This is a genomic window from Methylobacterium variabile, from assembly GCF_001043975.1.
Classification (GTDB): domain Bacteria; phylum Pseudomonadota; class Alphaproteobacteria; order Rhizobiales; family Beijerinckiaceae; genus Methylobacterium; species Methylobacterium variabile.
The window spans coordinates 1-13,335 of sequence record NZ_LABY01000012.1 but is presented as its reverse complement, the minus strand read 5'-3'; the positions used below and the strand labels follow the sequence as shown (position 1 = coordinate 13,335).

Here is a 13,335-nt window from a genome sequence, read left to right as displayed (position 1 = left end):
AAAAGGGCGGCCCCCGGGCCGCCCTTTCTCGTTGTCGAACCTCCAGAAATACCTACTGCCGCTTGCCCCAGCGCACGCCCGGCGCCGGGCCCGCGCCCGCCGCGAGCTGCCCGACCGCGGGGCCCGAGGCATCACCCGGGTGGTGCTGCGAGCCCTGGCCCATCGGGTCGGCGGCCATCAGGTCCGGGGTCGCGGCCATGTCGGGGGTGCCGCGGCCGGTGGCGAACTGGCCGGCCTTGCGGAAGCGCCAGAGGTAGCCCGGCACCACCGCCTCGATCGCCGTCGGCGCGATGCCGATGCCCTCGATCGTGCGCCCTTCCGCCTTGGCGGCCTCCGACACGACGTTGTCGCTCTGCAGCAGGGTGACCTGGTCGCGGCTGAGCTTCAGGCTGTCGGGCAGGAGGCCGAGCGTCGCGGTGTCGACGAGCTCCATCACCCGGGCCTGGAACCGGGCGGCGGGAGCCGGCAGCGGCAGCACCACGCGGCTGCGCATCGTGACCTTGAGGGTGTACTCGACGAGCTGCTGCAGGGTCAGGATTTCCGGCCCGCCGAGCTCGTAGACCCGGCCGCCCTGGAGCTGGCCCTCGACCGCCCGGGCGATCGCCTCGGCGACGTCGCCGACGAAGACCGGCTGCATCCGCGCCTCGGCCCCGGCGAGCGGCAGCACCGGCAGCATCCGGGCGAGGCCTGCGAAGCGGTTGAAGAAGCTGTCGCCCGGCCCGAACACGATGGACGGCCGGAAGATCACCGCGTCGGGCTGCGCCTCGAACACGCGGGCCTCGCCGATCGCCTTCGTGCGGGCGTAGACCGAGGCCGAGGTCTCGTCGGCGCCGAGCGCCGAGACGTGCACCATCGGGGCGTTCACCGCGGCGGCGGCGCGGGCGACCTCGCCGGCGCCTTCGGCCTGGAGACGCTGGAAGCTCTGGCTGCCGCTCTCCTGCAGGATGCCGACCAGGTTGACCACGATGTCGGCGTGCTCGGCGGCCCGGACGATCGAGGCCGGGTTGCGCAGGTTGGCCTGGACGCCGACGATCTGGCCGACGCGGCCGAGGGGCTGGAGGAACTGGGCGAGATCGGGCCGGCGCACCGCCACCCGGATCCGGTAGCCGCGCTTGGCCAGCGCCCGCACGACGTGGCGGCCGAGGAAGCCCGATCCCCCGAACACCGTCACGAGCTGCGAGGCGGGCCGGGTCAGGCCGACATGGTCGAAGCCGGTCATGGTCGTGGGGTCCTTCCGCGGGTCTTGTCCGGAGGGGTCTTGCCGGGGCTCTTGCCGGCTCCTTAGTCGAGGGGGCCGGCCCTGTGAAGCGCCGGCGCTGCCGCGGCCCCCGGAACGGATGCAGTTCACGCCCGTTCGTCCCGCATGACGGCGCTCACCCGACCCCGGCACGGCCTGTTGCCCGGCCTGCTCATCGGCCTCGGCCTCGGCGGCTTCTTCGACGGGATCGTGCTGCACCAGCTGCTGCAATGGCACCACATGCTGAGCAGCTGGTACCCCATCACCTCGCTCGAGGCCCTCGAACTCAACACCCGCTGGGACGGCTACTTCCACAGCGCCACCTACGTGCTCGCGGTGCTCGGGATCTTCCTGCTCTGGCGCCGCGGCTTCTCCCAGGACGGGCGTGCCCTCGCGGGCACGGTGCTGCTCGGGTGGGGCGCCTTCAACTTGGTCGAGGGATTGATCGACCACCAGATCCTCGGCGTCCACCACGTCAACGAGACGGTGTCGCGGGCGGCCTGGCCGTGGTGGGATGCCGGCTTTCTCCTCTGGGGCGCCGCCATGGCGGTGGCGGGCGGCCTGCTGGTGTGGGGGCGGCTGTGATCCGCGCCGCGCTCCCCTGGATCGTCCTCACGCTGGCGCTGGCGGCCGCGACTGCCCCGGCCTGGGGCCGGCTCGTCACCGGATTCGACCCGACCGTCGACGAGCTCCTCCGCCTGCGCTGCGGGCCGGATCCCCGCGCGTCGTGACGCGGCAGCCGCGGGGGGGGCCGGCGCGAGGGCAGCCCCGGAGACTGCGCCGCGGCGCCGCCTCTCGCCCGGAAGGCCGAGTTTTCGCCGCGGCCCGGCGCGTGCTAAGGCCGCAGGCACGGCCAAGCCTCCGGGCTCCAAGCCTCGGGCCACAAGGCCTCCGGGCCAAAAGCCTCCCGGCGGGCGCGCGACTCTTCTTCAGGAACGGGCGACAGCATGAAGGACATCCTCGAACGGCTCGACCAGCGGCGCGCGCAGGCCCGGGTCGGCGGCGGCGAGAGCCGGGTGGCGGCGCAGCACAAGCGCGGCAAGCTCACGGCGCGGGAGCGCATCGAGCTCCTCCTCGACTCCGGGTCGTTCGAGGAGTTCGACATGTTCGTGCAGCACCGCTCGATCGATTTCGGGATGGAGCGGCAGAAGATCCCGGGCGACGGCGTCATCACCGGATGGGGCACCATCAACGGCCGCACCGTCTTCGTGTTCTCCAAGGACTTCACGGTCTTCGGCGGCTCGCTCTCCGAGGCGCACGCCCAGAAGATCATCAAGGTCCAGGACATGGCGCTCAAGATGCGCGCCCCGATCATCGGCCTGTTCGATGCCGGCGGCGCCCGCATCCAGGAGGGCGTGGCGGCGCTCGGCGGCTACGGCGAGGTGTTCAAGCGCAACGTCACGGCGTCGGGCGTGATCCCGCAGATCTCGGTCATCATGGGCCCCTGCGCCGGCGGCGACGTCTACTCGCCGGCGATGACCGACTTCATCTTCATGGTGCGCGACACAAGCTACATGTTCGTGACCGGGCCCGACGTGGTGAAGACCGTCACCAACGAGGTGGTGACGGCCGAGGAGCTTGGCGGCGCCAAGGTCCACACCACCAAGTCGTCGATCGCCGACGGCTCCTACGAGAACGACGTCGAGGCGCTGCTGCAGATCCGGCGCCTGATGGACTTCCTGCCGGCCAACAACCAGGCCGGCGTGCCGGAGATCGAGAGCTTCGACGATCCCTCCCGCCTCGACCGCAGCCTCGACACCCTGATCCCCGACAACCCGAACAAGCCCTACGACATGGGCGAGCTGATCCGGCGGGTCGTCGACGAGGGCGACTTCTTCGAGATCCAGGCGGCGTATGCCCGCAACATCATCACGGGCTTCGGCCGCATCGAGGGCCGCACCGTCGGCTTCGTCGCCAACCAGCCGATGGTGCTGGCCGGCGTGCTCGACTCGGACGCCTCGCGCAAGGCCGCCCGCTTCGTGCGCTTCTGCGACGCGTTCTCGATCCCGATCGTCACCTTCGTCGACGTGCCGGGCTTCCTGCCCGGCACCGCGCAGGAATATGGCGGGCTCATCAAGCACGGCGCCAAGCTGCTCTTCGCCTACAGCCAGGCGACGGTGCCGCTCGTCACGGTCATCACCCGCAAGGCCTTCGGGGGTGCCTACGACGTGATGGCCTCCAAGCATGTCGGCGGCGACGTGAACTACGCCTGGCCGACCGCGCAGATCGCCGTGATGGGCGCCAAGGGCGCGGTGGAGATCATCTTCCGCCAGGACCTCGGCGACCCGGACAAGATCGCGGCCCGCACGGCCGAGTACGAGGAGCGCTTCATGTCGCCCTTCGTGGCCGCCGAGCGCGGCTACATCGACGAGGTGATCATGCCGCACTCGACCCGCCGCCGCATCGCCCGGGCGCTCGCCATGCTGCGCACCAAGGAGAGCGAGCAGCCCTGGAAGAAGCACGACAACATCCCGCTGTGAGCGGCGATCAGATCCCTCGACGGAACTGACACGCCTCTGGTCATCCCGGGGCCGCGAAAGCGGAACCCGGGATGACGCGGGAGGGGGAGGGAAGGGGAGTGGCTTCCTCGCCCGCGCTCGCAGCCGGACGGACCTCACCCCGCCTTCAGGAACTTCTCGACGCTCCCGGTCAGCCCGCTCGAATGCTCGGCGAGGCTCTCGGACACCGTCCGGACGGTCTCGGCGATCCGGCCCGTGGCGTTGGCGGCGTCCGACACGGCCACGATGTTGCTCGACACCTCCTGGGTCGAGGCGGCCTGCTCCTCGACCGCGCTCGCGATGGCCAGCGTCAGCCGCGACAGCTCCGCCACCGCCGCGCTGATCGTCGCGATCGCCGCCACCGCTTCGCCGGTCGCGCCCTGGATGTCGCCGATGCGCTGGGTGATCTCGCCGGTCGCCTTGGCGGTCTGGCCGGCCAGCTCCTTGACCTCGGCGGCGACCACCGCGAAGCCGCGGCCGGCCGCCCCGGCCCGGGCCGCCTCGATCGTGGCGTTCAGCGCCAGCAGGTTGGTCTGGTCGGCGATCGTGCTGATCATGCCGACGACCGAGTCGACTTCGCGCGCCTTGGCCGAGAGGCTGCGCACCGTGGTGTCGGTCGCCTCGGCCTGGGCGGCGATCTGCTGGGCGCGCTCGGACACCCGGCCGACCTGGCCGGCGATCTCCTGGATCGCCGCCGTCATCTCCTCGGAGCCCGCCGCCACCGTCGCGGCGCGCTCGCGCGCCTCATCGGCCGAGTGGCCGAGGCCCGTGGCCGAGCGTTGCATCTCGTCGACGGCCGCGCCCATGGCGCTGACCACCTGCGAGACGTCGGAGGCCATGGTCGCCTGTGCGGTGACCACGGACCAGGTCAGCATCGGCCCGACATAGGCGCCGTCCGGCCCCATGATCGCCGAGACCTGCAGGTCGAGCACCTCCGGCCCGAGCTTGATCTTGGTCCGGTGCGGCAGCCGGCTCGCATCGGCCAGCATCCGGCGCTGGTGCGCCGGGTTCTTGTGGAACACGTCGATCGACGTGCCGACCATCAGCTCCGCGGCGACCGGCAGGTACTGCGCGAGCGGTCCGAGGGTGCGGCGCGACGCGCCGTTCATGTAGTTGATGCGGAAGTCGTCCTGCGGATCGGCGGTCATCACCGCGACCGGCATGCCCTCGATCATCGTCAGGAGGCGGCTGACCTCGTTCTTCTTCTTCGTGATGTCGGCGGCGAGCTTCACCACCTTGACCGGCTTCCCGTTGGCGTCGAGGACCGGGTTGTAGGTCGCCTCGAGCCAGACCCGCGTGCCGTTCTTCCCGAAGCGCAGGAACTCGTCCGCGCAATACGCTCCGCCTCGCAGCTTGTCCCAGAACGCGGTGTATTCGGGCGAGGCGGCTGCCTCCGCGCCGAGGAACATCCGGTGGTGCTGGCCGACGATCTCGTCGAGCTTGTAGCCGAGCAGGTCAAGGAAGTTCGCGTTCGCCTGGATCACCGTACCGTCGAGGTTGAACTCGATGATCGCGAGAGATCGGCTGAGAGCGGTCAGCGTTGCCTCTGACAAGTTCTCCCGCTGCCTGCGAAACATGTCGTCACGTCCTCTTTGAGCGCATTTCGCTCAAGACTTGGACTGACAAGCTTAAATATTTCATAAAAGAACCTGGATGTTTCAGCGTCGGGGTGGCGCAGAGAAGACATGCCGAGCCCAGCGTCACATGGGCGGGTTGCAGGCGCCGAATCGAAATAGATGTTGGGAGGAAATGGGTTGGCACGGCTGGCCGGTGACGTCGGCGCATCCGGCGATCCCGCGGGCTCCTAACCGTAAAGCCGGGCCGCGGAGCGATCCTGCGGCTTCGGCCGTCGTCGCTGCCGCAGAAGGATGCCTGCGCCGCGCGAGGCGCATCGCCGCCGAACGGGTGTGATGGCGCGGGAGCCCGGGCCCCTGATCTCACGCGGAAAGCCCTGCCGTCGACACGTTGAGGGCAGGGCGTCATGGTACGGTGCGTCCCGCCGCGGCGCCGCTCCGGCGCAGGTGCGGAGCCTTCCCGATTGTCCGGGCAAGGCCGTCGGGTGGCGGCTCGTCATCCCTGAGCGGTGTCAGCCCGCCTTCCTGAACCTCTCCACGCTCTCGGTCAGGCCGCTCGAGTGGCCGGCGAGCGTCTCCGACACGCCCCGGACGGCGTCGGCGATCTTCCCCGTCGCGTTCGCGGCCTCCGACACGGCCACGATGTTGCTCGACACCTCCTGGGTCGAGGCGGCCTGCTCCTCGACCGCGCTCGCGATGGCCAGCGTCAGCCGCGACAGCTCCGCCACCGCCGCGCTGATCGTCGCGATCGCCGCCACCGCTTCGCCGGTCGCGCCCTGGATGTCGCCGACGCGCTGGGTGATCTCGCCGGTCGCCCTGGCGGTCTGACCGGCCAGCTCCTTCACCTCGGCGGCGACCACCGCGAAACCGCGTCCCGCCGCCCCGGCGCGCGCCGCCTCGATCGTCGCGTTGAGGGCCAGCAGGTTGGTCTGGTCGGCGATCGTGCGGATCATGCCGACGACAGAATCGACCTCGCGCGCCTTGGCCGAGAGGCTGCGCACCGTGGCGTCGGTCGTCTCGGCCTGGGCGGCGATCTGCTGGGCGCGCTCGGACACCCGGCCGACCTGACCGGCGATCTCCTGGATCGAGGTCGTGATCTCCTCGGAGCCCGCCGCCACCGTCGCGGCGCGGCGGCGGGCATCGTCCGCCGAGCGGGTCAGGCCTTCCGCCGAGCGCTGCATCTCCTCGACCGCGGTACTCATCGCGCCGACCACACGGGAGACGTCGGAGGCCATGTTCGTGTGCGCGGTGACGACGGCCCAGGTCAGCATCGGGCCGCGATAGCTGCCGTCCGCGCCCATGATCGCCGAGACCTGCAGGTCGAGCACTTCCGGTCCGAGGCGGATCTTCGCGCGGTGCGGCAGCCGGCTCGCATCGGCCAGCAGCCGGCGCTGGTGCGACGGGTCCTTGTGGAAGACGTCGATGGACGAGCCAACCATCAGGTCCGTCTTGATCGGCAGATACTGCGCGAGCGGACCGAGGGTGTTCTTCGACGCAGCGTTCATGTAATCGATGCGGAAGTCGTCGTTCGGATCGGCCGTCATCACCGCGACCGGCATGCCCTCGATCATGGTGCGGAGGCGGCTGAACTCGTTCTTTCTCTGCGTGATGTCGGTGGCGAGCTTCACGATCTTGGCCGGCTTGCCGGTGGCGTCGAGGACCGGGTTGTACGTCGCCTCGAGCCAGATGCACTTGCCGTTCTTGCCGAAGCGCTGGAACTCGCCGGCGAAGTGCGCTCCGCTTCGGAGCGTGTCCCAGAACGCGGTGTATTCGGGCGAGGCGGCCGCCTCCTTGCCGAGAAAGATCCGATGGTGCTGGCCGACGACGTCTTCCGACCGGTAGCCGGTCACGTCGAGGAAGTTGCCGTTGGCTCGCAGGATCGTGCCGCTCATGTCGAGTTCGATGATCGCGAGCGACTGATCGAGGGCCTTGAGCGTCGCCTCCGCCAGATCGTGGCGCCTCTTGCGCAGCATCTGCAGGGTTCCTTGATGCGTATCTGTCGTGACGACGTAAGGTAATCAGCTTAAAATAGCGTAAACGTGGAGTGGCAGGTGTGAATATACTGATGCCTGTCGTGGCTTGGCAGGTAGTGGCTCAGCACTCGGGGCGAGGTTCTTAGGGGAAGATTCCCAACATCGATGTCGAACGAAGATCGCGGGATACCGGCGGTTGGGCGCCGCAGCATGGTCGGATGAAGCGCTGGTCGGGGTGTTTCGGTCGACCCCGGAACCGCTCTGCCTGGTCGCGAGAGCGAGGCGCGCGTGCCGGGTGCGCGGCCCGTACGCGACCGGCCGCGACGCCTGCCGTCGTCGGAGCGGATTCGGGCATGGAGCCGCGGCGCTCCCGATCGCCGAGATCGGGTGACGTCAGGATCGATGACGGCCGGACTTCGTCTCGCAGGCCGGCGCGGAGAGATGGAGCTTTTGCGCCCGCGTCAGGTGCGGACTTGCCGCATCGCGGGCGCGACCACGCGGTGAACTCAACCGGAGGCGTCTCCGACGAGGCGAATACCGTTCCGTCGAGGGAGACGCGCCAGCACGTCGACATCTGGCAGCTGCGTCCGACCGCGGCGCGATCGGACGCGGGTCCGGGCTTCCGGTCGTGCTGTGACGAACCGGCACCGGAAGGAAGGCGGCCGCGACCCGGCCGCGCGCCGTCAGGCCGCGGTCAGGCCCTGCTCGCGGATCCAGGCCTGGGTCCGGTCGAGGGCGGTGCCGAGCCGGTCGAACAGGGTGTCGATCTCGTCCGGGCGGATCACCAGCGGCGGGCAGACCGCAACGCGGTCGCCGGTGAGGAAGCGGACGATCAGGCCCTCCTCCTGCGCGAAGGCGACGCAGCGGGCAGCGACGCCGGCCTTCGGGTCGTACTGGCGCTTCGTCGCCTTGTCGGCGACGATCTCGAGGCCGCCGATCAGGCCGAGGCCCTTGGCCTCGCCGACGAGCGGGTGCTCCTCCAGGGCCGACAGCCGGCGCTGGAACTGCGGCGCCTTCTCGGCCGCGCCCTCGATGATGCGGTCGCGCCGGTAGATCTCGATCGTCTTGAGTGCCACCGCGCTCGCCACCGGGTGGCCCGAATAGGTGGTGCCGTGCCCGAAGGTGCCGATCTTGCGGCTTTGGTCCTGCATCGCCTGGTAGAGCGGCTCGTCGACGGTGACGCCGCCGAGCGGCATGTAGGCCGAGGTCAGCGCCTTGGCGAAGGACAGGCTGTGCGGGCGCATGCCCATCGTCTCGGAGCCGAACCAGGTGCCGAGCCGCCCGAAGCCGCAGATCACCTCGTCGGCGATGAGCCGCACGTCGTAGCGGGCGAGCACCGGCTCGATCGCGGCGAAATAGCCCCTCGGCGGCACGATGGCGCCGCCGGCGCCCATCACCGGCTCGGCGATGAAGGCCGCGACCGTCTCGGGGCCCTCGCGCAGGATCATCTCCTCGAGCTCGGCCGCGAGCCGCGCCGAGTATGCCTCCTCGCTCTCGCCCGCTTCCGCGCCGCGGTAATGGTGCGGGCAGGCGGCGTGCAGGAAGCCCGGCAGGGGCAGGTCCCAGTCGGCGTGGTTGGCGGTGAGCCCGGTGAGCGAGGCCGACGCCACCGTGACGCCGTGATAGCCCTTGTGCCGGCCGATGATCTTCTTCTTCTGCGGCCGGCCCAGCGCATTGTTGAGGTACCAGGTCAGCTTGACCTGGGTGTCGTTGGCCTCCGAGCCCGAGGAGGTGAAGAACACCTTCGAGACCTGGATCGGCGCCAGCTCCTTCAGGGTCTCGGCGAGCTCGATCGCCGGGTCGTGGCTGCGGCCGGAGAAGAGGTGGGTGAAGGGCAGGCGCGCCATCTGCTCGCGGGCGGCCTCGACCAGCTCCTCGTTGGAATAGCCGAGCGCCGTGCACCACAGGCCCGCCATGCCCTCCAGGTAGGGCCGGCCGTCGGTGTCGTAGACCCACACGCCGTGACCGCGCTCGAGCACCAGGGGCCCGGTCTGCCGGAAGGCCGCCAGGTTGGTGTAGGGGTGGATCAAGGTTTCGACGTCGCGGGTGGCGAGGTTCGAGAGCATCGTCCTGTCACTTTCTGAAGGCAGGGGCTCGGGACGAGCCCAGGCTGTCTCATGGAAGGGGCCGGAGAGGCCCTGGCCGCGCGGAGCAGAATTCGCTTGCGCCGTCACACTAGCGGCGCGATGCCGACGCACAACCCGGGCCGCTCACGCGGCAGCTCCTCACAATCCTGGTCAGACCGACGCGCATGCTCGACCCCGCCCAACTCGTCTCGACGCCCGCGCCCGGCCGGGCCTGCGGCACCTGTACCCTGTGCTGCAAGGTCTACGACGTGCCGGCGGTGGAGAGCGTGGCCGGGGAGTGGTGCCGCCACGCGAAGCCGGGCCGCGGCTGCGGCATCCACGAGACCAGGCCCGGCCATTGCCGCGCCTTCCACTGCCTGTGGATGACCGAGGGCTGGCTCGGCCCGGAATGGAAGCCGGACAAGGCCAAGATGGTGCTGAGCCTCGATCCGACGACCCGCTTCCTGCACGTCCAGGTCGATCCGAGCCAGCCGAGCGTCTGGCGCCGGGAGCCCTATTACGGCCAGCTCAAGCGCTGGGCCGTGGCCTCGCTGCCGCAGCGCCGGCACGTGCTGGTCTTCATCAACCGCAGCGCCACCGTGGTGCTGCCGGACCGGGACGAGCCCCTGGGCATCTTCGCCCCCGGCGACCGGCTGGTCGCCCGCGAGCGGATGACCCCGAAGGGCCTGGTGCTCGACGTGGAGAAGCGGACGGTGGTCTGAGGGCGATGGCTCGGGACGGCAAGGAGGAGCGTGAGCGCGACGCCGTCGTGCTCCCTCTCGCCTCGGCCTCGCACCGCCTCCACGGCGCGGTGGCGCGCGAGCTCGGGATCGCGATCCTGTCCGGGCGCACCCCGCCGGGCACGGTGCTCCCGGGGGAGATCGCGGCCTCGGAGGGGCTCGCGGTCTCGCGCACCGCCTACCGCGAGGCGGTCCGCACCCTGAGCGCCAAGGGCCTGGTGGAGAGCCGGCCCAAGGCCGGCACCCGGGTGAGCGAGCGCGGGCGCTGGAACCTGCTCGATCCGGATGTTCTGGCCTGGGCCTTCGAGACCGAGCCGGGCGAGGCCTTCATCCGAGACCTGTTCGAGCTGCGCCAGATCGTCGAGCCGGCGGCGGCGGAACTCGCCGCGCTGCGGCGCAGCGACCGCCACCTCGACCGGATGGCCCAGGCCCTCGACGGGATGGCGCGCCACGGCCTCGCCGTCCCGGCCGGCCGCGCCGCCGACCAGGCCTTCCATCACGCGATCCTGGAGGCGACCGGCAACGCGCCGCTCATTGCCCTGTCGAGCTCCATCGCCGCTTCGGTCACCTGGACCACGATCTACAAGCAGCGCCGCCGCGCCCTGCCGCGCGATCCCCTGCCGGAGCACCGGGCGCTGTTCGAGGCGGTCGCGGCGGGGGAGGGGCCATTGGCGCGGGCGCGGATGGCGGAGCTGATCCGCCTGGCGCTCGCCGATACCGAGCTGTCGATGCTGAGCTGAGGGATCGCCGGCGCGCGACGGCGCTCCGGATGGCCGCCGACGCCAGCACCGCGAGCGCCGGATCCGGGTCGTCCGCCGATCGACCCTGCCGGCTGGCGGTCAGATCAGCCCGGTCAGCCGCAACGCCACGCCCGCGGCCGCGCAGGCCGCGAGCACCGGGACCATCCCGGCCCGGAAGCGGAACACCGCCACCACCGCCGCGAGCGCCAGGGCGAGGGCGTAGGGGTCGACGCTCGCGAGTACCGGCACCTCGAGCTTCAGCGGCCCGGCCGTGACCGGGCGCAGCTCGCGAAACAGCGTGTGGAGCGCGAACCAGACCGCCAGGTTGAGGATGACCCCCACCACCGCCGCGGTGATCGCCGCGAGCGCTCCGGCGAGCGCCCGGTGGCTGCGCAGGCGCTCGACGTAGGGAGCGCCGACGAAGATCCAGAGGAAGCAGGGCGCGAAGGTGACCCAGGTGGTGAGGAGGCCGCCCAGCGTGCCGGCGGCGAGGGGCGGCAGCGCCCCGGGGGTCCGGTAGGCGGCGAGGAAGCCGACGAACTGGGTCACCATGATCAGCGGGCCGGGCGTGGTCTCGGCCAGCCCCAGTCCGTCCAGCATCTCGCCGGCACTGAGCCAGCCGAACTGCTCCACCGCCTGCTGGGCGACGTAGGCCAGCACCGCGTAGGCGCCGCCGAAGGTCACCAGCGCCATCTTGGAGAAGAACACCCCGACCCGGGCGTAGACGTCGTCCGGCCCGAGGGCGAGGAGGAGGGCGGCGACGGGCGCGAGCCAGAGCGCGGCCCAGACGACGAGGGTGGCGAGCGTGTCGCGCAGGGCCGCGCGTTCCTGCGGCAGCGCGTCGTCGCCGAGGAGGAACGGGCCCGAGGCCGCGCCGGCGCCGTGCCCACCCCCGGGGCGGAAGTCCGGGTGCCCGGCCCGGCCACCGAGATAGCCGATGAGGGCCGCCGCCGCGACGATGAGCGGGAACGGCACGTCGAGGAGGAAGATCGCCGCGAAGGCCGCGGCGGCGAGCCCGGTCATGACCCGGCCCCGCAGCGCCCGCCGGCCGATGCGCCGGACCGCCTCCAGCACGATGGCGAGCACCGCCGCCTTCAGGCCGAAGAACAGGCCGGCGACCGGGCCGGCCTGGCCGACGAGGACGTAGACCCAGCTCAAGGACATGATGGCCAGCAGCCCCGGCAGCACGAACAGGCCCCCGGCGAGGAGGCCGCCGCGGGTCCCGTGCATCAGCCAGCCGACATAGGTGGCGAGCTGCTGCGCCTCCGGCCCGGGCAGCAGGGTGCAGAAGTTCAGGGCGTGCAGGAAGCGGTTCTCGGAGATCCAGCGGCGCTCCTCGACCAGCACCCGGTGCATCACCGCGATCTGCCCGGCCGGGCCGCCGAACGACAGGGCGGCGATTCGCGCCCAGACCGGCAAGGCCTCGGCCAGGGTGACGGGCCGGGGCGCGTCCGCCGGGGCCGGCGTCGGATCCTGCGCGTCCGTACGCGCCACGGATTCGGGCATCGTTGGAAGTCCGTTCTCAGGGGTGCCGCACCGTAGCGCGATCGGTCGCGTTGTGCGACACGCCGCAACGATTACATCCGGGAAGCGGGGGCCGCCGGCCTCGCGCCGCCGCGAGAACGCGCCTCAAGAACACTCCGTCAAGAACGTCCCGGCAGGTCCCGCTTGAGCAAGCCCAAAGCCCTCCTCACCCCCGAGCGCCGCGAGGACGACGTCGACACCTCGATCCGGCCGCTCAGCCTCGCCGACTTCACCGGCCAGAAGGCGGCCCGCGCCAACCTCCAGGTGTTCATCGACGCCGCCAAGAAGACCGGCCAGGCCCTCGACCACGTGCTGTTCGTCGGGCCCCCGGGCCTCGGCAAGACGACGCTCGCCCAGATCGTCGCCCGCGAGCTCGGGGTGAACTTCCGCTCCACCTCCGGGCCGGTGATCGCCAAGGCCGGCGACCTCGCGGCGCAGCTCACGAATCTCGAGGAGCGCGACGTCCTGTTCATCGACGAGATCCACCGCCTCAACCCGGCGGTGGAGGAGATCCTCTACCCGGCGATGGAGGATTACCAGCTCGACCTGATCATCGGCGAGGGGCCCGCGGCCCGCTCGGTGAAGATCGAGCTGCCGAAGTTCACGCTGGTGGCCGCCACCACCCGGGCGGGCCTCCTCACGACGCCGTTGCGCGACCGCTTCGGCATCCCGGTCCGGCTCGAATTCTACGACATCGACGAGCTGGAGCTGATCGTCAGCCGCGGCGCCCGGGTGCTCGGCATCGGCATGGCGCCGGACGGCGCCAACGAGATCGCCAAGCGGGCCCGCGGCACGCCCCGCATCGCCGGCCGGCTGCTGCGGCGGGGGGGGGGCCTCCCCCACCTGGGGGGGGCCCCCCCCCCCACCCCCCCCCCCCCCCCCCCCGCGCCGCGGCGCCCCCGCCCCGGCCCCCCCGGCCCCCCACCACCGGACCCGAAGGCGTTACTCATCAACCTCCCCACCTTCCACCCCCGCGCGCACGG

General features: G+C 71.2%; 11 protein-coding genes. 6 read left to right on the top strand and 5 right to left on the bottom strand.

Going from position 1 to position 13,335, the window contains the following annotated elements:
• Positions 1-52: 52 nt before the first annotated feature.
• Positions 53-1,219: a complex I NDUFA9 subunit family protein gene (locus VQ02_RS01865; RefSeq protein ID WP_048442455.1), complete on the bottom strand. Its 1,167-nt coding sequence runs from the start codon at positions 1,217-1,219 to the stop codon at positions 53-55.
• Positions 1,220-1,363: 144 nt separating this feature from the next.
• Here VQ02_RS01865 and VQ02_RS01860 point away from each other — a divergent pair, with 144 nt between their 5' ends.
• From VQ02_RS01860 to VQ02_RS01855, 3 genes are all read left to right on the top strand, one after another.
• The gene (locus VQ02_RS01860) at positions 1,364-1,822 is read left to right on the top strand and encodes a DUF2243 domain-containing protein (RefSeq protein ID WP_048442454.1); all 459 of its coding nucleotides are present in this window, start codon (positions 1,364-1,366) and stop codon (positions 1,820-1,822) included.
• Entirely contained in the window at positions 1,819-1,968 is a 150-nt protein-coding gene (locus VQ02_RS38010; RefSeq protein ID WP_167350698.1) for a hypothetical protein, read from the top strand. Before VQ02_RS01860 ends, VQ02_RS38010 begins: the two co-directional genes overlap by 4 nt.
• 216 nt (positions 1,969-2,184) lie before the next feature.
• Positions 2,185-3,717 carry an acyl-CoA carboxylase subunit beta gene (locus tag VQ02_RS01855; protein ID WP_048442453.1) on the top strand — a complete coding sequence of 511 codons (1,533 nt, stop codon included), beginning with the start codon at positions 2,185-2,187 and terminating at the stop codon, positions 3,715-3,717.
• A 134-nt stretch (positions 3,718-3,851) separates the two neighbouring features.
• Here VQ02_RS01855 and VQ02_RS01850 read toward each other — a convergent pair whose 3' ends face one another.
• From VQ02_RS01850 to VQ02_RS01840, 3 genes are all read right to left on the bottom strand, one after another.
• Positions 3,852-5,312 (bottom strand): methyl-accepting chemotaxis protein, encoded by a 1,461-nt coding sequence (locus VQ02_RS01850; protein ID WP_048442452.1) that lies wholly within the window; start codon positions 5,310-5,312, stop codon positions 3,852-3,854.
• A gap of 509 nt (positions 5,313-5,821) precedes the next feature.
• On the bottom strand, positions 5,822-7,282 hold the full coding sequence (locus VQ02_RS01845) for a methyl-accepting chemotaxis protein (RefSeq protein ID WP_048442451.1): 1,461 nt from the start codon (positions 7,280-7,282) through the stop codon (positions 5,822-5,824).
• A 683-nt stretch (positions 7,283-7,965) separates the two neighbouring features.
• Positions 7,966-9,348, bottom strand: coding sequence for an aminotransferase (locus VQ02_RS01840; protein ID WP_048442450.1), 1,383 nt, complete (start codon positions 9,346-9,348; stop codon positions 7,966-7,968).
• 185 nt (positions 9,349-9,533) lie between these two features.
• On the opposite strand from VQ02_RS01840, the gene VQ02_RS01835 reads away from it, so the two are divergent.
• On the top strand, positions 9,534-10,070 hold the full coding sequence (locus tag VQ02_RS01835; protein WP_048442449.1) for a hypothetical protein: 537 nt from the start codon (positions 9,534-9,536) through the stop codon (positions 10,068-10,070).
• A 5-nt stretch (positions 10,071-10,075) separates the two neighbouring features.
• Complete coding sequence (locus VQ02_RS01830) at positions 10,076-10,828, top strand: FadR/GntR family transcriptional regulator (protein ID WP_048442448.1); 753 nt, start codon at positions 10,076-10,078, stop codon at positions 10,826-10,828.
• A 99-nt stretch (positions 10,829-10,927) separates the two neighbouring features.
• On the opposite strand, the gene chrA is transcribed toward VQ02_RS01830, so the two are convergent.
• Positions 10,928-12,334: a chromate efflux transporter gene (gene chrA / locus VQ02_RS01825; RefSeq protein WP_048442447.1), complete on the bottom strand. Its 1,407-nt coding sequence runs from the start codon at positions 12,332-12,334 to the stop codon at positions 10,928-10,930.
• A gap of 162 nt (positions 12,335-12,496) precedes the next feature.
• On the opposite strand from chrA, the gene ruvB reads away from it, so the two are divergent.
• Positions 12,497-13,335: Holliday junction branch migration DNA helicase RuvB (gene ruvB, locus VQ02_RS01820; RefSeq protein WP_245239593.1), on the top strand; the 839-nt coding region annotated here is incomplete at its 3' end.

Excerpts from the sequence above, each read along its gene's own strand:
- VQ02_RS01865 (WP_048442455.1), bottom strand. The coding sequence starts at position 1,219 with ATGACCGGCTTCGACCATGTCGGCCTGACCCGGCCCGCCTCGCAGCTC.
- VQ02_RS01830 (WP_048442448.1), top strand. The coding sequence starts at position 10,076 with ATGGCTCGGGACGGCAAGGAGGAGCGTGAGCGCGACGCCGTCGTGCTC.
- VQ02_RS01855 (WP_048442453.1), top strand. The coding sequence starts at position 2,185 with ATGAAGGACATCCTCGAACGGCTCGACCAGCGGCGCGCGCAGGCCCGG.
- VQ02_RS01835 (WP_048442449.1), top strand. The coding sequence starts at position 9,534 with ATGCTCGACCCCGCCCAACTCGTCTCGACGCCCGCGCCCGGCCGGGCC.
- VQ02_RS01850 (WP_048442452.1), bottom strand. The coding sequence starts at position 5,312 with ATGTTTCGCAGGCAGCGGGAGAACTTGTCAGAGGCAACGCTGACCGCT.
- chrA (WP_048442447.1), bottom strand. The coding sequence starts at position 12,334 with ATGCCCGAATCCGTGGCGCGTACGGACGCGCAGGATCCGACGCCGGCC.
- VQ02_RS01840 (WP_048442450.1), bottom strand. The coding sequence starts at position 9,348 with ATGCTCTCGAACCTCGCCACCCGCGACGTCGAAACCTTGATCCACCCC.
- VQ02_RS01845 (WP_048442451.1), bottom strand. The coding sequence starts at position 7,282 with ATGCTGCGCAAGAGGCGCCACGATCTGGCGGAGGCGACGCTCAAGGCC.
- VQ02_RS01860 (WP_048442454.1), top strand. The coding sequence starts at position 1,364 with ATGACGGCGCTCACCCGACCCCGGCACGGCCTGTTGCCCGGCCTGCTC.